The following is a 23,883-nucleotide window of genomic DNA, read 5'->3' on the forward strand; positions in this document are numbered from 1 at the left end:
CGGCATAACCCGGGTCGCGGCATTATGGCAATTATGCCGATATCGGCATAACTCGCACGCGACCGGCATTGCATCGAGTTTAGCGATACATTTTTCATTGACAGGCCGGTCGCAGCTGTTATTTTTAACGCTAAATCGGCATGAGATCGAGATTGTTCAGGAGAGTCGAGTATGCCGTTGCGGCGCTGAAAGTATCACCCAACGAAATCAAAAAGCATCGCTCTGCGGTGCATTCAATCCGTGCATCCTCTAAAAAGCCGATCCAATAGAACCTCGCAAAGCGGGGGCATCCTCAGGGAAGAAATTATGACCAAGTTTACGCTGTGCACCTTTGTTTGCCTGCCCGCCCTTCTGGCCGCGTCCCTATCAAGCGCCGCTGCACAAACGGATGCGGACGGTGGCGTGCAGGAGATAGTCGTGACGGCGCAGAAGCGGACCGAGAATGCGCGCGATACGGCGGTCGCCGTCAGTGTCATCGCGCCTGAAGCGCTGGCCAATTCAGGCGTCACCACGATCGACGATCTGGGTAAGGCCGTGCCGTCGTTGACGGCGCTGCCCTCGGCCTCGACGCTTCGTCCCTTCTACACGCTGCGCGGTGTCAGTACGGACGTCATCACAATCGGTGCGCCCAGCGGCGTTGCGGTCATGATCGACGGTGTGACGCTCGCCCCAGAATCGCTGGCAGCCAAGCAACTGGGCGACATCGCCAGCGTCGAAGTGCTGCGCGGCCCTCAATCGACCCTTGGCGGTCGCACTGCGTCTATTGGCGTGATCAACATCGTGACGCGTGAACCATCGCAGCAGTTCGAAGGCAATGCTTCGGCCACCGTGACTGACGACCATGAATATCGCGTGTCGATGTTTGCGGCCGGGCCGGTAACCGACACCCTGTCCGCCAGCATGTCGGCGTTCGGCAATTCTACCAAATTCGATACCCGTAATATCGCAACGGGCCGGTACGACAGCACCGAATCCGTCGGCGTGCGCGGCAAGCTGAAATATGCGCCGACCGATGCCCTGAACATCACCTTGGCCGGCAACTATTCCTACACCAAGGACACTGGCGCGTTTCAGGCGTTCATCAACGTTGATCCCAATGCCCGTTTTCGGGGCGCCTATGCGCAATCTATCGCGCTGCCTGGCATCACGCCGGAACGTGGAAACAAAGATTACAACACGATCACCACGCCGGGACAGGTCGTGCGCGACCAACTCTATACCGCGAAGATCAATTATGAAGTCGGGGATTTTACCTTTAGTTCGCTGACCGCGCGCCAGATCGGCGACCGTACGCTGCGCTATGATGCCTATCTCCAGAAAGTCGACTTCTCCAGTCTCGCTTCGGGCGGCGTCTACTCGTGGGACAATATCCAGACATCGGACATCGCTATCCGCGGCTTCAGCCAGGAATTTAAGGTCGCCACGGAAGATCTGGGCTTTGGACGCTTTCTGGCTGGCCTTTATTATGATCACGCCGAGACCAGCTTCCAATTCGATCGTCCCGCCTTCGGCACCCCGATCCCGTTCGGCGCGTTCCGCGAATCCAACAACAAACATTACGCCGCCTATGCGCGCGGCGAATGGAATTTGACCGACACCACCACGCTGATCACCGGCGCACGCTTCAACTATGACAAGCTGGCCTACATCTATAATCTGCAATATAATTCGACGGTTAACGCTGGCGCGAACGCTTTCACCCGGACCGGCAACAATGGCAGCTCGACCTTCGTCGGCGATGTGACATTAAAGCAGAAGTTGGGTTCGCTGGCCAATATCTATGCGACCTATTCGCGCGGCTATAAGCCCAAGGTCTATAATCTCGACGCCAACATCACGACGACGAGCGCCTTCCCGCCAGTGAACAAGGAAAAAGTCGATAATTTCGAGGTCGGTTTCAAGGGCGACCTTTTCGACCGCGTCCTGTCAATTGCGGTCGCCGGCTTCTACACGACCTACAAGAATTTCCAGGTTCAGGCCGTCGACCCCACCCAGATCGCCCCGACCTTTGAAATCACTAATGCGGGCAAGGCCAGCACGCGCGGTGTCGAAGTCGATGCGACGCTGCGCCCCACGCGTTCGACCACGCTTGGCTTCTCGGGCGCCTATGTCGATGCGAAATATGACAGCTTCGTCGGAGCCAACTGCTATAGCGGTCAGACCGCTGCGCAAGGTTGCGTGGCGCAGGGCGGGGCACGCTTCCAGGATCTGAGCGGAGAGACGCTGGCCCGCGCGCCCAAGTGGAAGTTCGCGGTGAACGCGGATCAGCGCATTCCGCTGGGTGCCGATTACGAAGCCAAGCTTGGCGCCAACTACAGCTATCAGAGCAAGATCAACTTCGATCCCAACAAGAACCCGCTCGCCACACAGGACGCCTATGGCATCCTCAACCTGTCGGTCGGGATCGCGACGACGGATGAAAAATTTGCGCTAACGGCGTTCGTGAACAACGTGACCGACAAGAGCTATGTGTCGAACATCAGCGATGTCGGCGGCCGCTGGGGCGGGTCCACCGCTCTGACCGGCTGGTATGCGCGTGACGCCAGCCGCTATGCCGGTGTGCGGTTCGACTCGAAGTTCTAAAGGTCGGGACTGTCCGCACGATAACGCATATGATTGGGCCAGGGTCGTCATAGACCCTGGCCTGTTTTTTTGACTTAGGAGCGCTCCGATGGGCAAAGGGTTGACCGCTGGCATAATAGTGGGCGCAGCCCTCGCCATGGGCTTGCCTGCCACTGCGAATGGAAGCGCGGTCCCTGCCGCTACCTCGTCCAGTATCGCCAAACCGCGCGTCATCGTGCTGACCGATATCGGCAACGAACCTGACGACTCTGAATCGCTAGTCCGGTTTCTGCTCTATACCGATCAACTGGATGTGGAAGGGCTGATCGCCACGACATCGACCTGGCAGAAGGACCGCGTGCAGCCGCAGATGATCCGCGACAGGCTCACCGGCTATGCCGCCGTCCTGCCCAAACTGCGCAAGCACAGCGCCGGTTTCCCCTCCGCCAAAGCGCTGGAGGATGTTGTCCGCAGCGGCCGCGCTGCCTATGGGATGAGCGGTGTCGGCGACGGCAAGGATAGCGAAGCGTCCCGGCTGATCATCAATGCCGTGGACAAGGCCGATGCCCGCCCGGTGTGGATTTCCGTCTGGGGCGGCGCGGTCGATCTGGCGCAGGCGCTATGGACCGTGCGTGCCACGCGGACGTCAGCACAGCTGGACGCATTCGTTGCCAAGCTGCGGGTCTATTCCATATCCGATCAGGATGACGCAGGTCCGTGGGTAAGGCGGACCTTCCCCTCCCTGTTCTGGATTGTCAGCATCCATGGCTGGAACGAGTATTCGCTAGCGGCATGGAACGGCATTTCGGGGGACTTGATGCGCCCCGAGCTGGGCTGGCCATCGCCCGAACTGGTGAGCAACGTCTGGCTGAAGGAGCATATCCGCCGCGGGCCGCTGGGCGCGCTCTATCCGCCGCATAGTTTCATTATGGAAGGCGACACGCCGGCCTTTCTCTATCTGCTGTCCAATGGCCTAGGCGATACCGAACATCCCGAATATGGCAGTTGGGGCGGTCGCTATGCCAGATCGGACCTGGCTGCCGGGCATTTCGGCGACGTGGCTGATCGCTATGCTATGGCCGACGGCCGATCGTGGCGTAGCGCACCGGCGACGGTGTTTCGCTGGCGCGAGGCAATGCAGAATGATTTCGCCGCGCGAATCGGCTGGACATTGTCCGCCGATCGCCGCGCTGCCAATCATCCGCCCGTTGCGATCCTGAATGGCGTAGCGGGCATAGCTCCGGTTGCGCTGCACGTCCGCAGCGGCCAGACCGTGGACGTTAGCGCACAAGGTTCCAGTGATCCCGATGAGGATGGCCTGTCCTATCGCTGGTGGCACTATGCCGAGCCGTCCGGCGTGCTGGGACTGAAACCGGTGCCGATCAATGCCTCCGAAAATCCCGTCGCGAGCTTCGTCGCACCGAAGGTCGATAAACCGACAACCCTGCACATCATTTTAGAAATTCGCGATCGGGGCAGCCCGCCGCTGACCCGCTATCGCAGGCTGCTAGTGACCGTCGATCCTGCTTGAAGCCTGCCATGCGGCAAGCCCCGTCGGTCATTTCGACCGACGGACCGGTTTGATCGTCAGCGCCCCAAGCAAAGCGAAAACCGCACCCGTGACGTAGATTGCGGTATAATCCTTCCCTGTGCTGCTCCCCAGCATCAGGATGACCGGCGCAATGGCCGGGGCGAGTGATTGCGGTAGGGAGTTGGCGATCTGGAAGACGCCCATATCCTTTGCACGATCCTTGTCACTGGGCAGGATGGCAGCCAGCAAGGCCAGGTCGACCGCAAAATACAGCCCCTTGCCGATGCCCGCGATCGCCACGCCTCCCAGGAACTGATTGACGGATGGCGCAAATGCAATGGTCAGGAATCCCGCGCCTTCCAGAATGGCCGCCAAAAAGATCAACGGCTTGCGACGTCCGGTCCAGTCCGTGATAAACCCGCCAACTACCGAGACGGCGATCGTGGCGACAGCGATGATCGCCATGGACTTCACCATGACCTGCGTTGCGGCCAGTTTGGGGAGGAACAGCTGATCGGTCAGGAAGAAAAGCTGATAGGTGAGCAGGAAGGACCATGCCATCATGATCAGGAAACGGCTGCCAAAGGCCCAACTGAAATCCCAGTCGCGGAACGGCGCGCCGATGGAGCGGATCATGGCGGCCAGGCCGACCGATCGTTCCGCGTCGAGCGCCGCAGGCCTATCTGGCAGGATGAGGCACAGTGTCACGATTCCGATGACAGTGATGCCGAAGGGGGCCATGAACATCAGCATATCGGATGACTGGGTATATTGCGTGATCCAACTGCCAGTGAAGGTGGCGGCGGTTGACGTCATGCCCAGCATGCCTGCGACGCGGCCCTGCCACCGGACTGGAACGACGTCGGGTAGGATCGGCAAACACCCGGCCTGCATGGCGTTGAAGCCAGCCTGACAAATCACCCAACCCAGACCCAAGACAAGCAGATTCGGCGCCGTGCCCAGCAGGGCGAGGCCAGCGCCGCTGACCACCAATCCACCCAGCAGCCAGGGACGGCGGCGGCCAAAGCGACTGCGGGTGAGATCCGACAAAGCGCCGCAGATCGGCGTTGCAATCAACGCCACGAAAGCGCCGACCGCCAGTATCCAACCTAACCAGCGCCCTTTTTCCGCCTCAGTCGCGATCGCGCCGACACGTAATGCGATCGTCATGATAACTGGCGTCAGCAAAGCGACCCAAATGCCAAATTGCGCGAGTATGTAGACGGCGATGAACGCCAACGAAACGGGCTTGCGGGCGTCCGCGCCATCGGACATAATTCTGTTCATCATGCTGCCGCAATCCTGACGATCACCATCGTAATTGCTCCTTGCCGCAAAAAGCGTCGACCGGGCTGACTCCCGCAAATGTCGCCTCGCCCATCAGTCGTTTAGCCACCGCGATCTGAACATCGGGGAGCGATGCATAGGCATTAATGCAGGTCGCGATGTTAGGCGCGTCGTACAGATAGTAGGGCTGGCCAAAGGACAGCAATATCGTGGGAATTTCGCGATTGAACTGGATCATCGCATTGCGGGGACCAGAATGCAGCTTAGCGAAATCCAGGAAGATATGGCCCAGCCCGGGTGTCGCCTCCTGCCCCACCAGATAGAGCAGGAGATCGGTGTCCTGCGGCGTCGGCATGGCTTCCGCATCGAAATGGCGAATCTCACATCCTTTCGCCTCCAGCGCCGAAAGGAGCGGGATGAAACTGCGGTCGGATGCACCGGAAAAGAAACTGCTTCCATCATCGGCGATGATGACGATCCGCTTGTGCTGCTGCGGGTCCAGCGGCAACAGATTCTGCGTATCCTTGACTAGCGTGATGCTGCGCGCGGCGGCATCGACTGCGATGGCGAGGTGGGCCGGATGCCGCATCGTGGTCCGTACCTGTTCGATCGGGGCAAGGCGTTCGTCCAGCGTCATGCGATGCAGGCCCAGCTTTGCCTTGAGCGTCAGCATTCGGGTGACAGCGATGTGCAGCCGGTCTTCAGACAGACGTCCCTCGCGCAGTCCGCGCAGCATCAGCGCCATGTCGGCAGCCGGATCCCGGCTGAACAGAAAGACGTCGCACCCATTTTCGATGATCGCCGGGACAGCTTCGGCGCGATCCATCCAACTGGTAAGGCCTCCCATGACCGTGGCGTCGGATATGATGAGGCCTTCGAATCCCAACTGGTCCCGCAACAGGTCTTCGTTCAGCAAGCGCGAGACCGATGCTGGCTGAAAAGCGCCTCGCCCGGCATGGGGCCATCGTTCGCACACATAAGCCGGCAAGGCTATATGCGCCGACATGACGGTCATCACGCCATCGTCGATCAACGTGCGGAAGATTCGGCCGAAGCTGTCCTCCCATTCCGCCATCGACAGGTCGTTGACGGTCGTTGCCATATGTTGATCGCGGTCATCTACGCCATCGCCCGGCCAATGTTTGAGGCAGGCGGCCACGCCTTCGTCCTGGAGCGTACGGACATAGGTGCGCGCCTGTGCCATGATTTGTTCCGGGTCCGACCCGTATGAGCGGGTGCCGACGATTGCGCTGCGAAACGACGCATTAATGTCAACGACGGGAGTGAAGGACCAGTTATAGCCCATCGCCCGGCTTTCGCGCGCAACTATGCGCGCAAGATCGGCGCTCAGGGCGAGGTCATCGCACGCCGCGATACCCATCTGATTGGGAATGGCGGTCAGGAAAGGCGGGCTGACCATCCCGCCTTCGATATCGCCCGACAGGATCAGCGGAACTTCCGAGCGCTCAAGCGCGTGACGCGTCGCGGTCCATGCCGCATCCAGATCATGGGTAGGAAAGCGATGGACGCCGCCAGGAGCATGAATGGCGATCTCGTCCGCTTCGGCCAGCGTATCGTGGCGCGACGAAAGCACAAAAAGTTGGGCGATCTGCGCTTCGACGGACAGGCTGTCGCGCGTGCGCTCCACCCAGGCATGGTCATCCACGGACAGCGCGAGAGGGTTCTGACGCCTGGACGTTTTGAGTGGGGATTTATGGATAGGGATGCTCATGTGTCGAACGGGTTGATACAGTCTTGCCAGATATAGAAATGCTGACTTCCTAAATCTCTCCAGAATTGTAGCGCTAAATTGACTTCAGTCCGTACTAAGTCAAGGCAAAATTACGCGCTGCGATTTGCTAATCCAGACCCTTGGGGTTTGCCAAGCGCACCTTTTGTAGCGATAAATGTGTCGCAGGCCGCTGGATCGTGCGAAGTTCTGTTAAGGTTCCAAGGAGGAAATAGATGGCCCGACAGGGGCGCCGCGCTAGTCAGGCAATCACGATCCAGACGGTGGCAGATCACGCTGGCGTGTCAGCTATGACTGTGTCGAATGTGCTGAACCATCGTGCAACGGTGCGCGAGGAGACACGTGCACGCGTCATGGCCGCAATCAGCGAGCTCAATTACACGCCCAACCTTGCGGCGCGGTCTTTAGCTGGCGCGGCCACCATGCGCATAGGCCTTCTTCATCGGAACATCGAAAATGCGTTTTTGAGCTCGATTCTGGTCGGCGCATTGGATGCAACGAGTCAAATGGGCGCACAGCTTTTGCTTCGCAGGCTCGAGGGCCCCGATCCGATCGAAATCGGACGGCAGATGCAGGCGCTGGTAGACAATGGCGCCAACGCCATATTGATCGCACCGCCTTATTGCGAAATCGCCAGCCGCCATGGCCTGACCCGGCAATGCCCCGTGCCGGTGGTCGCCATATCGCCGGGCGACGATCTGCCGGGGGAGAATTGCGTACGGATCGACGACCGCAGCGCGGCGCGGGAGATGACGGCCTATCTGATTGGCTTGGGCCACCGCGATATCGGCTTCATTCGCGGTGGCCCAGGCCATTTGATCCATCGTACAAGATGCGATGGCTATATCGACGCATTGAGAGATGCCGGTCTGGACATACGCCCGGAACTGGTCGTGACAGGCGATATGAGCTTTGACTCCGGCCTGACTGCGGGGGAACAGCTGCTTGGCATGCAAGATCGTCCGACCGCCATTTTCGCCAGTAATGACGATATGGCCGCTGCGATCATATCATTGGCCCATCGGCGTGGACTTGACGTTCCACGCGATCTGTCGGTAGCCGGCTTCGATGACACACCCATTGCCGTCAAAATCTGGCCATCGTTAACAACGGTTCAGCATCCGGGGGCAAAAATATCTGCGGAGGCAGCCACGAAAGCGATAATGTTAGCTCGCGATGGCGAACTGTCAGGTGCTGGATCAACTATTTACTCGCCTTCCCAACTTGTCATACGAGAATCCACAAGCCGTTGGCCATAACAGCGCATTTATTGATTACGATCGTTGCTATGTGCGGGTCGCTGGCATCAGGCGGCAGTTTCTGATCCAAGCCTTGAGCTACGGAAACATGTCCCGACGAGAGTCGCTATATTCATCGAATGTCGGCTTCATTCGACTTGGCGTCCATAAGCCGACAGACTGCAAAGTTGTCTAATTGATATTCGCATCGCGGTTCCTTTTTACCCGTGCCCGATTGCCAAAGGTTGTCTTCGAGGTCGTCGGACAGCTGGGAGAGCTTAATGTCCGGGCCTCATGATCGCGGCCGAGCGGTAGCGGGTGGAGGTTGTGTCCCGGGAGGTTCTCTAATCGCCACTGTCAACAGCTGACCTCTTTGCGGTTCGTCACGCGCGCTGGGCTCCAGGGTTCTCTCCGGGGTCGTCGCGCTGGACGCCGCATGTTAGCGTTCAAAGTAGGGTGAATCTAAGTGGTGTGCGCGGTCCGTGCCGCACTCGCGGGAACGATCTCACCCTCGCTAAGCGTCCCAGCGGGACGCGTTCTGTCGCGCTTGAGTTCAGCGTATTGCTTCGGATTTGGATCAGGCCATCGCCGCCTCCCGGAAGGTCGTGTTGGTACGCCACATTGCGTGCAATGTTACCGCCAGCTTCCTGGCCAGGGCGACTTTCGCTTTGCGAGGCCCGGTTCGGCCTGCGATCGCCTGTGCCCACTCACGCAGGCGAGGGCCGCCAAGCTTTCGAGACAAGATCGCATTTGCTGCTTCGTACAGGCATTTTCGCGCGAACCTGTCACCGCTTTTCGAGATGCGCCCGTTCCGGCTGATTTCGCCAGATTCGTAGCGCCTTGGCGTCAGACCGAGATAAGCGCCCGCGCTGGAAGATCGGTTGAAGCGTTCGGCGTCGTCGAATGCTGCAGTTACCGCCATCGCGGTGATCGGTCCGACTCCCGGCGCTGTCATCAAAAGACGTACCGTACCATTCTGTTTGGTTACCGCCCGGATTTTGCCATCGAGAGCGGCAATACGGGCTAGAATTTCACTCCGGGCGTGCATCAACGCTTCAAAGATCGGTATGAGCTCCGGTGCGACTGCCAGCTCGCCTGTGATGATCTCCGTCGCACGGCGTTTGAAGCCCCCAACCCGTTTTCCGAACATCACGCCAAACGTTTTCAGCAACCCTCTGATCTCATTTTCAAGCTTCACACGCATGCCAACCAGCGTATCGCGCGCTGTCAGCATCGCCCGGTTAACATAGGCCTCATGACTCTTTATCCGGGCAGCCTTGAACCAACCTGTGCGGACAATCTGAGCCAAGCCGCGAGCATCATGTCTGTCGGCTTTATTTGGCATCATTTTGAGGACCGCATTAGCGTGACGCGCATCCAGGCAAATGATCGGGACACGCCGCTTCGTCAGCGCGTTCCAGAGCCAGACGGCAAGGGGACCTGTCTCCATTCCCACCCGTTCGACATCCGCAGCGCGCTTCGCTAGCCAGTCTGCTATCGCGTCAGGGCAGGTCGGCACCTTCGCCTCCGCGAGAATCTCACCTTCCGCCCCAACCAGGCAAATCGCCGTCTCCTCCTGTGACACATCCAGTGCTGCAAAAACTCCCATAACGTCCTCCACGTTCGACTCCGGCCGAGCGCCGAAGCGGCAATGACATCCTACCGCAACGAAGCGGAGGTCGAGTGTGGCGATTACGTTAAGTGGTGTAGCTTCCGCCGGTAGCGAAGCTGACCGGACGCGCGCTCATCGATAAAGCGCTGTAGCGGCCGGTCAGTTTCGCGGGTGGTCATCGGCGAACTTCGGTAAGTTTGGGTTGCAACACTCAACTCACGGAGACCCCCGATGACTGAGGTGGTGCCGGAAATTCGGACAGGGTGTTAAGCTCATCCCGACCTGAAGGAATGGGCGGGAATGAAGACGACGAGAAAGCGCTACAGCGCGGAGTTCAAGGCGAAGGTGGCGATGGAAGCGATCCGGGGCGATCTGACGCTGGCGGAGCTGGCGGCCAAACATGGCATCCACCACACGATGATCGGGGCATGGAAGCGGCAGGCGATGGAGGGCCTGGCCAGCCTGTTCGATAATGGCGATCAGAGCTCAAAGGCTGCCAGTGAAGCGGAAATCGAGAAGTTGCACGCCAAGATCGGGCAATTGCTGGTGGAACGCGATTTTTTGGCGAAAGCCTCCGGTCGATGAGCGTGGCCTGGAGGCGATCGAAGATCAAGCCAGCACACCAGCACCTGTCGATCGCGATGCAGTGCCGCCTACTGTCGATCAGCCGGTCGTCCTATTACTACACGCCGGTGCCGGAAACCGACGAGACGCTGGCGCTGATGACGGTGATCGACGAGACGTTCATGGAATGCCCGTGGTACGGCAGCCGGCAGATGGCGCGGCATTTACGGCGTCTGGGCCATGCGATCGGCCGTCGCCGGGTCCGGCGGCTGATGGCGAAGATGGGGCTGGCGGCAATTTACCAGCGTCCTCGCACGAGCGATCCGCATCCCGAGCATCGGATTTATCCCTATCTGCTGCGCAATCTCGAAATCACACGCCCCAACCACGTCTGGTGCGCGGACGTGACCTATCTGCCCATGCGCCGGGGCTTCCTGTATCTGGTCGCCATCATGGACTGGGCAAGCCGCAAGGTGCTGGCCTGGCGGCTATCGAACACCATGGATGCCGGCTTTTGCGTAGAGGCCCTGGAGGAGGCGCTGGCCCGTTTTGGTAAGCCCGATATCTTCAATACCGATCAGGGCAGCCAATTCACCAGTAATGCCTTCACCGGTGTGCTGCGCGCAGCCGAGATCAAGATCAGCATGGACGGCCGGGGACGCTGGATGGACCATGTCTTCATCGAACGGCTCTGGCGGTCTGTGAAGTACGAATGCGTCTATCTGCACGCCTTCGAAACCGGATCTGAACTGCGCGCCGGCCTTGGCCGATGGTTCGCATATTATGACAACCATCGCCCGCATTCACGCCTTGCGGGCAAAACCCCAGGCGAGGCATATGGGCAAATCGGCGCTTCAAATCCTGGGGGGCATGCCCCCCAGGATTTGATCACCCAAATGGCGGCATGAACGACATCCGGGATGAGCTTAACCTAGCCGCCAACCTGTCCAAGAAGGCGAGGCCACCTCACTTCGATCACCGCGGGAACAAAGCCCATCCCCTCGGCCCGCTCTCGGAAACGCCCTCGCCAGTTATAAAGCTGTTGCGGGAGCATGCCATGACGCCGCGCCACCTCGGCCACATTCGCTCCCTGCTTGAAACTCTCCTCTATGATCCGCGCCTTCGCCGCCCGCGTCCATCCACGGTTGTCATTCGACAATGGAATGACATCAAGACGCTCGGCCTTGCCTGCCCTCCCCCCCTTTCAGTTTCGAAATTGGTTTCGAAATCACCACTCATCGCCACCTCGCATATGCAAGGCTCAACACCTACCAAATCGCCAAATCATGAAAATGTGGGGGATTTTTACCGCTTACCGTGCTCCGGGCAAGTTCATCTCTATAACGCTTTAAGGGGCTTGCAATATGGGCCGCTGTTAGACGACAGCCTGGGGCGATAGCTGCCAAAGCGCGGGTGGCGAAAATCACATGACGGGCGGCGGCATTCGCCTGTTTGCCGGTCGTGCGAGATGTCGGCGAGTTCGAAAGAGAAGCTCGTAGAACCGGCGCTTTATACACTCCAGCGCGCGCAGCCTCTACCTGCGATATCGGCAGACATGGCTGATAAAATCGAGCTGTCGGTGCCGGTGAAACACTATCCCTCGTACTGAAGCCGCTCGGCGAATATATGGGATTACGGCCTATCTTACAGTGTCTTGCTCGGCGCAAAGCCGGGATGCCCCGATCTAAGCCGCGCGGCCCGCAGCGACACAGACTTGGCCGATTACGCTTTCGCCTCGTTGATCACATGGATCTGCGTAAACTCATGCAATCCCTCCTGCGCGAACTCGACGCCAAGACCGGATTGCTTGGCGCCGCCGAACGGCATTGTTGGGCCAAAATCGAGATGTTTGTTGATCCACACCGTGCCGGCTTCCATACGCATAGCAAGATCGTGGGCTCTTTGACGGTCGGCAGACCAAATGGAGCCACCCAACCCCATGTCTGACGCGTTGGCGCGCGCAAGCGCATCTTCGGAGTCGTCAAAGCGGATGATGGGAAGCACGGGACCGAACTGCTCCTCGTCTACCAGATGCGCGCCATCGCTGATATCGCGCACGATGGTCGGACGGACGAAATAGCCGGGGCGATCCAGAACCTTGCCGCCAGCAATGATCGTCCCATCGGCGCGCGCGCTTTCAACAAGGGCCTTGACCTTTTCATATTGCGCCTTGTTCTGCAGTGGACCAATCTGGGCACCTTGTTTGAGCCCATCGTCCACCACAGCCTCTTCGGCAAGTCGCGCCAATTCGGCGCAGAGCGCGTCATAAATGTCGGAATGAGCATAGACGCGCTTGATCGCGAGACAGATCTGACCGGCGTTCATAAAAGCGCCGCTGAAGATGCCTGGCGCAACTTTGATGGGGTCCGCATCTGCAAGCACGATCGCGGCGTCATTGCCGCCCAGCTCCAGTGTGAGACGCTTGATCGAGGCGGCTGCACTGGCCATCACCTTGCGGCCCGTTTCGGTAGAGCCGGTAAAGCTGATCTTGGCGATGCCCGGATGCGTCGTGAGCTGCGTCCCAAGGTCGTTCTGATCGGTAATGATATTGACGGCACCCGCCGGGAAAATCGCAGCCATTAGTTCGCCCAGACGCAGGGTGGACAGCGGCGTGGTCGGCGCTGGCTTGACCACGAGCGTATTGCCTGCCAGCAGAGCGAACGGCAGCTTGAAGGCGACGATCAGGATAGGGAAGTTCCACGGGATGATCGCACCAACAACGCCCAGCGGGCGCCGGTGCAATTCGACGCGTCGCGTATCATTATCCTCAAGAACCTGCACAGGCAGGTCGTAGCTGGCAAGTTGACGGATGAAGGCAACGCTATAGCCGATCTCGGCACCTGCCTCGCTCAGCGGCTTACCCTGTTCCTGCGTCAGCAGCCGCGCCAGTTCCTCGGCATGGACCTCGATGCTGTCGGCAAATTTGAGAATGAGCGCGCGGCGCGCGGCGATAGACGTCCGCGACCATGCAGGAAAGGCAGCTTGCGCCGCTGCGACGGCCTCATCGAGTTGCTGGGCGGAGGCGCGGGGGCAGCGGGCCAAAACCTCTTCGGTCGCCGGATTGAGAACGTCCATGACGGCCGCTCCATCAACCAGCCTGCCATCGATCAAAAGCTTATATTCTGCCATTGCATCCTCCCGGGGGCGATCCGCCAATCGCCTTACAAGGCCGCGACCGGCACCTGTCATCTCTTGGTGACGTCGGATGTTAAGCCCGGCACTGTCAGGGACATAGGACCATTCAATCCCTTATTTATGGTGCCAGTCGCGACGTTGGATCATCGACCGCGGTCGAGAAGATCCGCGACGCGCCCAAAGGCTTCGCGAATATCCCCCTCGCCCAGACCGGTATAGCCAAGCACCAGAGATCGCTCGCGAAATCGCCCTGGCATTCCATATTCATGCACGGCGGCGCCAGAAAAGGGATAGAGGCCAACGCCGCAGTTCCGAGCGAGGCGATGCATTTCATTGGCTGATGGAAGGTCGGGCGGAAGCGTCCACATCATGTGCATCCCGCATTCCTGGCCCAGAAGCACGCCGCCCGGAAAATGCTTCTCGACGGCTTCTACCACGGCGTCTCTTGCACCCATGTAGGAGCGACGGATGCGTCGCAGATGGCGCAGGAACGCCCCTTCCTTCAAGAAGTCGGCGATCACCGCTTGTTCGAGCCATGGCGCGCCGTTGTCGGTCAGCGTCTTCACGATCCGTGCCGGCTCGACAAGATGGCGCGGGAGCACCGCATAGCCAATCCGCAAACCTGCGCCGATCGACTTGGAGAAGGTGCCAAGGTAGATGACGTGACCATTGCGGTCGAGCCCGGCAAGCGCCGTCAGCGGCGGCCCATCATAACGGAAGTCGCTGTCGTAATCGTCCTCGATAATATAGCTGCCAGTCTGATAGGCCCAGTCGAGCAGATGCAGGCGCCTGTCGAGGCTCAGCGTGCATCCGGTCGGGAACTGGTGTGAAGGCGTGACGTAAACGAGATTGCCCATGAAACCGTTGAGTTGCGAGACTATGATGCCCTGTTCGTCGACATCTATCGGTCGAATGCTCGCTCCATAGCTGCCGAAAAGATAGGCCGCCCCCTGGTAGCAGGGATTTTCGACCGCCACGCTCGCCTTGGATGTGCCGGTGAGGAATATCCGTGCCAACAGATTGAGCGCACCCTGGATACCCGACGTGATCATGATCTGGTCGGCATCCGGACTGATGCCCCGTGTCTCGGCCAGATGGGCCGCTATCGCTTCGCGGAGGGCCGCAAGGCCCTGGGGATCGCCATATTCAGTTTGGGCACCACGTGAATAGGCTAGGTGCTTTGTAACCGCCCGCTGCCAGAAAGTTGTCGGGAAACCGGCAGGAAGGGGGCGGCCCACAAAAAAATCGAACTGCGGCCGCGCGCGCTTCTCGTGCCAGAGCTGGGGCGAGCGGCCGGTGAATGTGGGGTTCTTGCCCAGACGAAGGCGTTTACGGGCGGGTTGGGCGGCACCATGGCCGTTGCGCAACAGCACCGTTGCGTCCGGCAGCTTGTGATTGACGAATATTCCAGCCTTGGCGCGCGAGGTGATATAATCCTCTGCGGCCAGTCTTTCATAGGCCAGCATGACGGTGTTACGGGCGATGCCCAATTGCTCTGACATGCTGCGAGTGGATGGCAAGCGCTTGCCGGCAGACAGGCTTCCGTTGAGGATCTGCTCGCGCAACGCTTCATAAAGCTGCGTTTGCAACGATCGCTCGTCGTTGCGGTCAACGGTGATGATGAGGTTCATCGACATCGTGATCAGGATGCCTCTCAAAAGCGGTTTCACCCAACTCTATCGCCTGTCTGATTGAATGATAGGGCCGCCTTACTCTGGCACCATAAAGTTTCCCGGTCTTGGTCCTACCGCATGGCCACGCCGTACCTATTCCTCTCAGGCACAGCTCGCAGGGCTGGACTCATCGAGGGGAGTACAAAAAATGTCCGTCTTTCTCAGCATGCAGCGCGTGCGCTTTTCCAGTCCGGACGGCTATGAAAAGTTCAAGGTGATTTTCGCCGACACCCGCAACCATCTCATGAAGATGCCCGGCTTCCTGCATCTCACCTGGTGGGTGCATCCCGAGGACCCGGGTTGGTTCAACGAAGTCAGCTTCTGGGTGGATCGTGCGTCGCTCAAGGACTGGCACATGAATGTCTACCATAAATATGCGAAGGAATGGGCCGCGCGCGGCGCCATTATGGAAGACATCATCACCAATTTTGAACTGACAAACACACGCCTACTGCGCGTCTGTCCGTGTTGCGGCCTGGTCGAGGATAAGGCGTTCGATCTTCAGGAAGAGCAGAAGGTGCTCGCTGAACCCTGCCCACAGTGCGAATTCCACTTCCCGGTGATGCCCAACACGCCGAGCAGCTTCGCCGTCTTCAAGGACGTGCCAAAGCTTCTGCAGGAATCGCGCGCGGAGGCAGATTTGCCGTCAACGACCTGATCGCCCGATCGCGAACGGCTTGCCAATACTCGAACGCCGCAAAGGCAGATGGAGCGTAAGCGCCGACGGAAGGTGGCGTTGACGCGGCCTGTCAGGCTTTCCGGCGTGTTCGCGGCGCCCATTTTTTCGCGAGCGCTTCCAGCCTTGCCTCGATCAGGGGGATATCGGGCTGGGCGTTGGGATCATGGTCTTCGCCGAGGGTATCGAGCGCTTCTTCATGATACTCATGCTGGGGGTCGCCGAGCGCTTCGAGCTTTTCGGCGTAACCCCATGGGCCGCCACAGTCCTCTGGAGGCCGCATGCCTACTGCGTCGAGGATGAGTGGATATGTCAGGTGCGGGCTGGCCGGGCTGACGCGCTCGATCTTGACGCTATGCTCCCAGGCGTCGCCAAAGTCATAGAGATATCGGAAGGTCTTGCGCCTCGTATCCGCCAGGACCTGGGCGAGAGTGGCCTTACGGGCATCGAGCGGCCCGTCGAAGCCATATTCAGGATCAGGGATGCCAAAGCCAGTCTGCCCGAAGCTCATTTCCCACAGGTGAGAGTCCGTCCACGAGAAGGCGGTCTGGATGACGGTGTGCAAGCGGTCCAGGCGGATATTGAGCGGCACCTCCAGCGTTCGGCTGACGGCCGGTGTGACATCGTCCAGCGCAATCTTCATCCGCACCACAGTGCCGTTGCTCACGCAGCCTTCTCCAGATCGTTGCTCAGCTTTGATGCCTGCCATTTCCACGGCAGGAAGTCATCGATCCGATTGATCGGATGGTTGCCGATGCGCTCAATGACGTCTGTGAACCACGCTTCAGGCTCGACGCCGTTGAGCCGGCATGTGCCGGCCAGGGAGTAAAATAACGCGGCCGCCTCTCCCCCCTTCATGGAGCCGACGAACATCCAGTTCCGGCGCCCGAGCGCGACACCGCGCAGGGCATTTTCCACCAGATTGTTGCTGATCTCAAGCCGACCGTCATCGCAGTAACGGATCATGGCCTGCCAGCGGTTAAGCGGATAGCGACACGCACGCGCCAGATTGCTGTCAGACGACAAGCCTCGGTTCTGGGTTTCGAGCCAGACGCGCAGCGCCTCCAGCTTCGGCACCGCCTTGATCTGGCGGATGCGTCGTTGATCTGCCCCCTGCTGAGTGGCCCAGAGACTATGATAGTCTGGACCACGAAGGGGAAAATGAATGCCGAGCAAGAAGCACAAGCCGGAAGAGATTATCGGCAAGCTGCGTGAAGTTGAGATTGTGCTGGCGCAGGGGGCCTCGACAGCGGAGGCCTGCCGGCGGATCGCGGTCAGCGAGCAGACCTATTATCGCTGGCGGAAGGAATATGGCGGGCTGAAGACCGACCAGGCGCGGCGGATGAAGGATTTGGAGAAAGAGAACCAGCGTCTTCGCCGGGCGATTTCGGACCTGACGCTGGACAAGTTGATCCTGCAGGAGGCTGCCAAGGGAAACTTCTGAGCCCTGCGCGGCGGCGGCGCTGCATCGATCATTTGCGACAAGAGCTTCCGGTGTCCGAGCGACGGATATGCCGGGTGCTGGGTCAGCATCGATCGACACAGCGCAAGGTGCCGCGCGGGGCGGATGACGAACAGGCACTGACAGAGGATATCATCGCTTTGGCGAAGCAATATGGTCGCTATGGCTACCGCCGGGTGACGGCATTGCTGTGCCATGCGGGATGGACGGTGAACCATAAACGCGTTGAGCGGATCTGGCGGCGTGAGGGGCTGAAGGTTCCGCTGCGCCAGCCAAAGCGCGGACGCCTATGGCTCAACGACGGATCCTGTATCCGCCTGCGGCCCGAATATCCAGGTCATGTATGGGCCTACGACTTCGTCGAAGGGCGCACGCATGACGGGCGCAAGTTCCGCATTTTGACGATCATCGACGAGGCCAGCAGGGAGTGCCTGGCGCTCATCGTCGCGCGGCAGCTCAAGCATGAGGATGTTCTGGCAGCGCTCGCCGACCTGTTCATCTCGCGCGGGCCACCGGCGCATATACGGTCCGATAATGGCAGCGAATTTATCGCGACTGCCGTCCAGAAATGGTTGGGGCAGATCGGCGTGAAGACGCTCTACATCACGCCGGGTTCACCATGGGAGAATGGCTATAACGAAAGCTTCAACGGGTCGCTTCGCGACGAACTGCTCAACGGCGAGATCTTCTACAGCCTTGCCGAGGCCAAAGTGCTGATCGAAGCCTGGCGGCGGCATTACAACACCGTCCGCCCGCATAGCAGCCTGGGCTATCGACCACCGGCCCCGGAAACGGCAACACCGCCATATCCGGCCTCCGGTTCCGCTTCGCTCCACCTCCACCCGGATATGGCGGCGATGAGCTTAATGCACTAACAAACCAATCGGTCCACTCGGTGGGGGCAGATCAGACGGGCCGGTGCGCTTCAACCTGCTGCGCCGCCGGATCGGCGCGATTTCGCAAAAGATGCTGTCGCAGACCTTGAAAAGCCTGGAGCGCGACGGCCTGGTCAGCCGCGCCGCCTTTGCCACCGTGCCGGTGACGGTGGAATATCGGCTGACCCCGCTGGCAGGCGGGCTGATCGGCATATTGGACCAGATCACCGGCTGGGCCGAAGCCCATGTCGGCGACATCATGGCCGCCCGGCGCGCGCATGATGCAGGGGTGGAGGCGATGGCGGCTTAGGACCGCTCGGAACGAAGGGCTGTCGGTTTCATCCCGCCGCCTTCACAATCTCCGCCCATTCCTCTTCGCTGATCACCTTGATCCCCAGCGCCGCGGCCTGCTTCAATTTGCTCCCCGCCCCCGGCCCGGCGACGACCAGATCGGTCTTGGCGCTGACCGATCCCGCCGCTTTCGCGCCCAATCGTTCGGCCTGCGCCTTGGCCTCGTCGCGGCTCATCGTTTCCAGCTTGCCGGTGAACACCACGGTTTTGCCGGTGACGGCGCTGGCGGTGGTTTCCACGACATAGTCGGGCGGCGTGACTTCGGACAGAAGATCGTCCCAGGCCGCGACATTGTGCGGTTCATGGAAGAAGTCGGCGAGCGCATGGCCGACCGCCGCGCCGACATTTTCCACCCCGATATGGTCGGCGATCGCCTTGTCGCGCTTGGCCGACGTGTCAAATGGCTGGTCGCGCAGAGCCATAATCTCTTCCGCCAAAGCGCGCACGGCCGGCAGCGTCGTATAGCGCTTCATCAGATCGCGCGCCGTCACCGCGCCGACATGGCGGATGCCAAGGCCGAACAGCAGCCGTGCCGCGTCCGGCGCGCGCTTCGCCTCGATCGCGGCGAGCAGATTGTCGACCGACTTTTCCTTCCACCCTTCCCGGCCGATCAGGTCGGGGCGGTGGCGCTTCAGGCGGAAAATATCGGCCGGTTCGGTGATCCAGCCGAGGTCCAGAAATTCCTGGATCGACTTCTCCCCCAGCCCCTCAATGTCGAGCGCGACCCGGCTGACGAAATGGCGCAGCCGCTCGAACCGTTGCGCCGGGCAGATCAGCCCGCCCGTGCAGCGATAATCGACCTCGCCCTCCTCGCGCACCGCCTCGCTGTGGCAGATCGGGCATTCGGGCTTGAACATATAAGGCGCGCCGGGGCGATCGCGGTCGAGATTGTCGACCACCTGCGGGATGACGTCGCCCGCGCGCTGGACGATGACGCGATCGCCGGGCCGCACGCCCAGCCGGGCGATCTCGTCGGCATTATGCAGCGTGACGTTGGAGACGACGACGCCACCGACCGTCACCGGGGTCAGGCGACCCACCGGGGTCAACTTGCCGGTGCGCCCGACCTGAATGTCGATCGCCTCCAGCGTCGTCTGCGCGCGTTCGGCGGGAAATTTATGCGCGATCGCCCAGCGCGGTGCCTTCGCAACGAAGCCCAGCCGCTGCTGCCAGTCGAGCCGGTCAACCTTATACACCACCCCGTCAATGTCGAAGGGCAGGTCGGCGCGCGCACGCTCGATGCTGCGATAATGGTCGAGCAGGGCTTCGAGCGTGTCGACGCATATCAGCCGGTCCGACACCGGCAGACCCCAGGCTGCAATTGCCTGCATCACACCCAGTTGCGTGTCGGCGGGCAAGGCGCTGTGCGCGCCCCAGCCATGGGCCAGGAAGCGCAGCGGGCGGCTGGCGGTGACGGTCGCGTCCTTCTGCCGCAGCGATCCGGCGGCGGCGTTGCGGGGGTTGGCGAACTGGCGCGCCTTGTCCGGATCGTCCGCTTGCTCCAGCAGCCGGGCGTTGAGCGCGGTGAAATCCGCCTTGGCCATATAGACCTCGCCCCGCACCTCGAACAGGTCGGGGATCGCGTCGCCCGTCAGCCGCTGGGGTATGTCGGCAATGGTGCGGACATTGGCAGTGACATCCTCCCCCGTCGCGCCGTCGCCGCGCGTCGCGGCGAGCACCAACTCGCCCTGCTCATAGCGCAGCGAACAGGACAGGCCGTCAATCTTCGGCTCGGCGGTCAGCGCGACCGGCGCATCGTCGGGCAACGCCAGGAAGCGGCGCACGCGGGCAAGAAATTCGGCAATGTCCTCGTCCGCGAACCCATTGTCGAGGCTCATCATGCGGACGGCGTGGGGGATTTTCTTGAGCGAGGAGGTGGGGGCCGCGCCCACCTGCGCATTGGGCGAATCGGCGCGGACGAGGTGCGGGAACTGGGCTTCCAGCGCATTATTCTCGCGGATCAGCGCGTCATAGTCCGCGTCGCTGATCTCCGGCGCGTCCTGATCATGGTAGAGCCGGTTATGCCTGGCCACTTCGCGCGCCAGACGCATCAGACGGTTGGCAGCTTCGGCTTCGGAGAGAGTGGCGGGATCGGTCATAGGGGTGGACATAACCGCTGTTATGCTCCGGCGAAAGCGGGCGCGCGCTGTTTCAGATGCCCGCCACCGGCACCGTCTCGAACCGCTGCCCGAAACCGGCGATGATCGGGCGGGCCTTGGCGACGGCGGCCTGCACGGCGGGCAGTTTGAGCGAGGCCATGTAGTTGTCGCGATTGTCCCACACTTCGGTGATCCACAGCGCGTCGGGGTTGGCGGTATCGAGCGCGATGACATAGGACAGGCAGCCGGGCATCCCGGTCGTGCCTTCGCGCAGACAGGTCAGCAATGCGTCGCGCTTGCCGGGTTTCGCGATCATCTGGCCGATCAGGCCGTAGCGGGGCTGGGCCGATTGCGCGGTGGCCGGGATGGCGCTGGCGGCGATGGCGGCGGCGGTCAGGCCCAGCATGTCTCTACGGTTATGGGTCATCATGCTTTCCCCTGCCATTCCATTGTTCGTGTTCCCGCGCAGGCGGGAACCCAGTTCGGAGCGTGGGACTGGGTTCCCGCCTGCGCGGGAACACCGGCACTAAACCCGCTCCAGCAACCGTTCCGCCTGCGCGCGCGCTTCCGCGGTAATTTCCGCGCCCGACAGCATCCGCGCGATTTCCTCGCGCCGTTCCGCGTCGTCCAGCGCATGAACGCCCGTCCGCGTCACCGTGCCGTCGCTGGACTTGGCGATCAACAGATGCCCCGCGCCCCGCGCGGCAACCTGTGGACTGTGGGTGACGACCAATATCTGGTTGCTGCGGGCAAGCCGCGACAAGCGTTCGCCAATGGCGGACGCCACCGCGCCGCCCACGCCCCGGTCGATTTCGTCGAAGATCAGCGTATCCGCCCCGCCCTGCTCAGCCAGCGCGACTTTCAGCGCCAGGATGAAGCGCGACAATTCGCCACCCGACGCGATTTTCGTCAGCGGGGCGAAAGGTGCGCCGGGGTTGGTCGAAATCTCGAATTCGACCCGGTCCATGCCCTGCCCGCTCCATTGCCCCTCATCCAGCGGGGCGACCACGGTGCGGAAACGGGCGGCGTCCAGCTTCAACGGCGCGAGTTCCGCCGCGACCGCCGCGTCCAGCTTGCCCGCGGCTTGCTGGCGCTCGTCCGACAGCCCCTGCGCAGCGGCGCGATAGGCCGCCGCCTTCTTGGCAACGTCCGCCTCCAGCGCGGCGATATGCTCTTCTCCACCCTCGATCGCGGTCAGGCGCGCGGCCATATCGGCGCACAGGTCGGCCAGATCATCGGGCTGCACCTGATGCTTGCGCGCCAGGCCGCGCAGGTCGAACAGCCGGGTTTCGATGTCGTCGAGCCGGGCGGGATCGAAGCTCAATGCTTCCGCCACTTCGGCAAGCCTGTCCTCCGCCTCGCCCGCTTCCACCACGGCCCGGTCCAGCGCTTCGAGGACAGCAGCCAGTCGCTCATCCTCCGCCGCGATCCGGTCCAGCCGCCGCGCCGCTTGCCGCAACTGGGCAAGGCCACCGTCGGAGCCGGTCAGGCAGTCGGCAATTGCGGACAGATCGTCGGTCAAGCGCGCACCCTTCTGCATCGACGCGCGTTCTTCCGCCAGCGTCGCCTCCTCCCCCGGTTCGGGGCGAAAGCGGGTCAATTCATCGACGGCATGGGCCAGATAGTCACGGTCGCGCGCGGCGGTATCAACGGTCGCACGGGCTTCGGCCAATATGCTCGCCGCCTTGCGCCAGGCGCCATATGCCGCGCCGACGGCGCCTGCATCGCAGCGGCCATAGGCATCGAGCAGCGCGCGATGCCCCCGCGCGTTGAGCAGACCGCGATCGTCATGCTGGCCGTGAATTTCCACCAGACACCCGCCCAGTTCGCGCAACAGCGCAGCCGAGCAGGCTGAATCATTGACGAAGGCGCGGCTCCCGCCATCGGCCTTCACCGTCCGGCGGATCAGCAGCGGCTCGCCCGGCTCCATCTCGATACCATTGTCCGCCAGCAGCATCGCGGCGCGATGACCGGCAGGCGGCGGGTCGAAGGTCGCGGTGACGCTGGCCTGCGCCTCGCCAGTGCGGACCAGCCCGCTATCGGCGCGGGCGCCGAGCGCCAGTCCCAGCGAATCGAGCAGGATGGATTTGCCCGCCCCCGTTTCCCCGGTCAGCACGGACAGGCCAGCGCCAAAATCCAGGTCCAGCGCCTCGATCAGCACGACATTGCGGATGGACAAGGCGCTCAGCATGACGCGCTTCTACCCGTCAATGCACAAAAGGGGAACAGGCAAGAAAGGCGACTACGCCGTGCCGCCATGTTCCTGCATCAGCTTGTAGCTGCGCGCATACCATTTGGTGCCGGGATAGTTGGCGCCCAGCACGGCCGCGGCCTTGCGCGCTTCGTCGGGGATGCCGAGCGAAAGATAGGATTCGACCAGCCGCTCCAGCGCTTCAGGCGTGTGGGTCGTGGTCTGATATTTATCGATGACGGTGCGGAAGCGCAGCGTGGCGGCAAGCCACTGGCCACGCCGCTGGTAGAAACGGCCCACTTCCATTTCCTTGCCGGCCAGATGGTCGTTGACCAGATCGACCTTCAACCGGGCATCGGCGGCATAGCGTGTGTCGGGATAGCGGCGGATCAGTTCGCCCAGCGCGTCGAGCGCCTGCTGCGTGATTTTCTGGTCGCGGCTGACATCGGCAATCTGCTCATAATAGCAGAGCGCGATCAGATAATAAGCGTAGGGCGCGTCCTTGTTGCCGGTATGGATCGACAGGAAGCGCTGCGATGCCGAAATGGATTCGGCATAGTCGCTGTTCATATAATAGCTGAACGCCGACATGAGCTGCGCCCGGCGCGCCCAGGGCGAATAGGGATGCTGGCGCTCCACTTCGTCGAACAGCGCGGCGGCGAGCTTATACTGGCCGCGATCGAGCCGGTCCTTGCCGCTATTGTAGAGGGTCGACACGTCACGGGCGACATATTGCGTGTCGGCCTTGTTCTTGGACGTCGCGCAACCTGCAAGCAGGGCGGCAAGCAGAAGCGGGGCGGTGGCCGCGCCGATGCGCGTTACGGTTTTCATCAGCATGGGGCGGGTCATAGCCGAGCGGATCGCTGCCGCCAAGCGG

The 23,883-nt window shown here is 61.2% G+C and carries 19 protein-coding genes; 8 read left to right on the top strand and 11 right to left on the bottom strand.

The window, feature by feature from the left end:
* Positions 1–306 precede the first annotated feature (306 nt).
* Positions 307–2,583, top strand: a complete 2,277-nt coding sequence (locus IWY39_RS05945) for a TonB-dependent receptor (RefSeq protein ID WP_107126547.1) — start codon at positions 307–309, stop codon at positions 2,581–2,583.
* Positions 2,584–2,671: 88 nt separating this feature from the next.
* Positions 2,672–4,093 carry a DUF1593 domain-containing protein gene (locus tag IWY39_RS05950; protein WP_107126548.1) on the top strand — a complete coding sequence of 474 codons (1,422 nt, stop codon included), beginning with the start codon at positions 2,672–2,674 and terminating at the stop codon, positions 4,091–4,093.
* A gap of 27 nt (positions 4,094–4,120) precedes the next feature.
* Here IWY39_RS05950 and IWY39_RS05955 read toward each other — a convergent pair whose 3' ends face one another.
* Entirely contained in the window at positions 4,121–5,383 is a 1,263-nt protein-coding gene (locus tag IWY39_RS05955) for an MFS transporter (RefSeq protein WP_107126549.1), read from the bottom strand.
* Between the two features lie 19 nt (positions 5,384–5,402).
* Entirely contained in the window at positions 5,403–7,046 is a 1,644-nt protein-coding gene (locus IWY39_RS05960) for a glycoside hydrolase family 3 protein (protein WP_229380829.1), read from the bottom strand.
* A 299-nt stretch (positions 7,047–7,345) separates the two neighbouring features.
* Here IWY39_RS05960 and IWY39_RS05965 point away from each other — a divergent pair, with 299 nt between their 5' ends.
* Entirely contained in the window at positions 7,346–8,389 is a 1,044-nt protein-coding gene (locus tag IWY39_RS05965; RefSeq protein ID WP_107126551.1) for a LacI family DNA-binding transcriptional regulator, read from the top strand.
* A 556-nt stretch (positions 8,390–8,945) separates the two neighbouring features.
* Here IWY39_RS05965 and IWY39_RS05970 read toward each other — a convergent pair.
* Positions 8,946–9,977: an IS110 family transposase gene (locus tag IWY39_RS05970; RefSeq protein WP_196871635.1), complete on the bottom strand. Its 1,032-nt coding sequence runs from the start codon at positions 9,975–9,977 to the stop codon at positions 8,946–8,948.
* Positions 9,978–10,280: 303 nt separating this feature from the next.
* Here IWY39_RS05970 and IWY39_RS05975 point away from each other — a divergent pair.
* Together IWY39_RS05975 and IWY39_RS23995 are read left to right on the top strand one after the other, a co-directional pair.
* Positions 10,281–11,452 (top strand): IS3 family transposase gene (locus IWY39_RS05975; protein ID WP_107126597.1). Its coding sequence is split into 2 segments (ribosomal slippage): positions 10,281–10,545 and positions 10,545–11,452, totalling 1,173 coding nucleotides; the frame shifts between segments, so codons are not numbered across the junction.
* On the top strand, positions 11,449–11,943 hold the full coding sequence (locus IWY39_RS23995; protein WP_229380837.1) for a hypothetical protein: 495 nt from the start codon (positions 11,449–11,451) through the stop codon (positions 11,941–11,943). The genes IWY39_RS05975 and IWY39_RS23995 overlap by 4 nt, the downstream gene beginning before the upstream one ends.
* 323 nt (positions 11,944–12,266) lie before the next feature.
* Here the strand turns inward: IWY39_RS23995 and IWY39_RS05985 are convergent, their stop codons facing one another.
* Together IWY39_RS05985 and pdxR are read right to left on the bottom strand one after the other, a co-directional pair.
* Positions 12,267–13,673: an aldehyde dehydrogenase family protein gene (locus IWY39_RS05985; RefSeq protein ID WP_107126599.1), complete on the bottom strand. Its 1,407-nt coding sequence runs from the start codon at positions 13,671–13,673 to the stop codon at positions 12,267–12,269.
* Positions 13,674–13,822: 149 nt separating this feature from the next.
* Positions 13,823–15,310 carry a MocR-like pyridoxine biosynthesis transcription factor PdxR gene (gene pdxR / locus IWY39_RS05990; RefSeq protein WP_196871410.1) on the bottom strand — a complete coding sequence of 496 codons (1,488 nt, stop codon included), beginning with the start codon at positions 15,308–15,310 and terminating at the stop codon, positions 13,823–13,825.
* 190 nt (positions 15,311–15,500) lie between these two features.
* Between pdxR and IWY39_RS05995 the strand changes: the two genes are divergently transcribed.
* Positions 15,501–16,010, top strand: coding sequence for an antibiotic biosynthesis monooxygenase family protein (locus IWY39_RS05995; RefSeq protein ID WP_107126601.1), 510 nt, complete (start codon positions 15,501–15,503; stop codon positions 16,008–16,010).
* A 91-nt stretch (positions 16,011–16,101) separates the two neighbouring features.
* Here the strand turns inward: IWY39_RS05995 and IWY39_RS06000 are convergent, their stop codons facing one another.
* Entirely contained in the window at positions 16,102–16,695 is a 594-nt protein-coding gene (locus IWY39_RS06000; RefSeq protein ID WP_229380777.1) for a plasmid pRiA4b ORF-3 family protein, read from the bottom strand.
* The gene (locus IWY39_RS06005) at positions 16,692–17,204 is read right to left on the bottom strand and encodes an IS66 family transposase (RefSeq protein WP_196871411.1); all 513 of its coding nucleotides are present in this window, start codon (positions 17,202–17,204) and stop codon (positions 16,692–16,694) included. The genes IWY39_RS06000 and IWY39_RS06005 overlap by 4 nt, the downstream gene beginning before the upstream one ends.
* Here IWY39_RS06005 and IWY39_RS06010 point away from each other — a divergent pair.
* Positions 17,194–18,365 (top strand): IS3 family transposase gene (locus IWY39_RS06010; protein WP_107124077.1). Its coding sequence is split into 2 segments (ribosomal slippage): positions 17,194–17,458 and positions 17,458–18,365, totalling 1,173 coding nucleotides; the frame shifts between segments, so codons are not numbered across the junction. The two genes, IWY39_RS06005 and IWY39_RS06010, sit on opposite strands and share 11 nt — an antisense overlap.
* A gap of 43 nt (positions 18,366–18,408) precedes the next feature.
* Positions 18,409–18,675: a winged helix-turn-helix transcriptional regulator gene (locus IWY39_RS06015; RefSeq protein WP_229380591.1), complete on the top strand. Its 267-nt coding sequence runs from the start codon at positions 18,409–18,411 to the stop codon at positions 18,673–18,675.
* A gap of 28 nt (positions 18,676–18,703) precedes the next feature.
* On the opposite strand, the gene ligA is transcribed toward IWY39_RS06015, so the two are convergent.
* The 4 genes from ligA to IWY39_RS06035 form a co-directional block, all read right to left on the bottom strand.
* Positions 18,704–20,815 (bottom strand): NAD-dependent DNA ligase LigA, encoded by a 2,112-nt coding sequence (ligA, locus tag IWY39_RS06020; RefSeq protein ID WP_107124079.1) that lies wholly within the window; start codon positions 20,813–20,815, stop codon positions 18,704–18,706.
* A 52-nt stretch (positions 20,816–20,867) separates the two neighbouring features.
* A complete protein-coding gene (locus IWY39_RS06025; RefSeq protein ID WP_196871636.1) occupies positions 20,868–21,242 on the bottom strand; it encodes a putative quinol monooxygenase in 375 nt (124 codons plus the stop codon).
* Between the two features lie 99 nt (positions 21,243–21,341).
* A complete protein-coding gene (gene recN, locus IWY39_RS06030) occupies positions 21,342–23,006 on the bottom strand; it encodes a DNA repair protein RecN (RefSeq protein WP_107124081.1) in 1,665 nt (554 codons plus the stop codon).
* A gap of 51 nt (positions 23,007–23,057) precedes the next feature.
* Positions 23,058–23,843, bottom strand: coding sequence for an outer membrane protein assembly factor BamD (locus tag IWY39_RS06035; protein WP_107124278.1), 786 nt, complete (start codon positions 23,841–23,843; stop codon positions 23,058–23,060).
* Positions 23,844–23,883: the final 40 nt, after the last annotated feature.

Origin of the sequence: Sphingobium sp. JAI105 (assembly GCF_015752145.1) — a bacterium.
In the GTDB taxonomy this organism is placed as follows: domain Bacteria; phylum Pseudomonadota; class Alphaproteobacteria; order Sphingomonadales; family Sphingomonadaceae; genus Sphingobium; species Sphingobium xenophagum.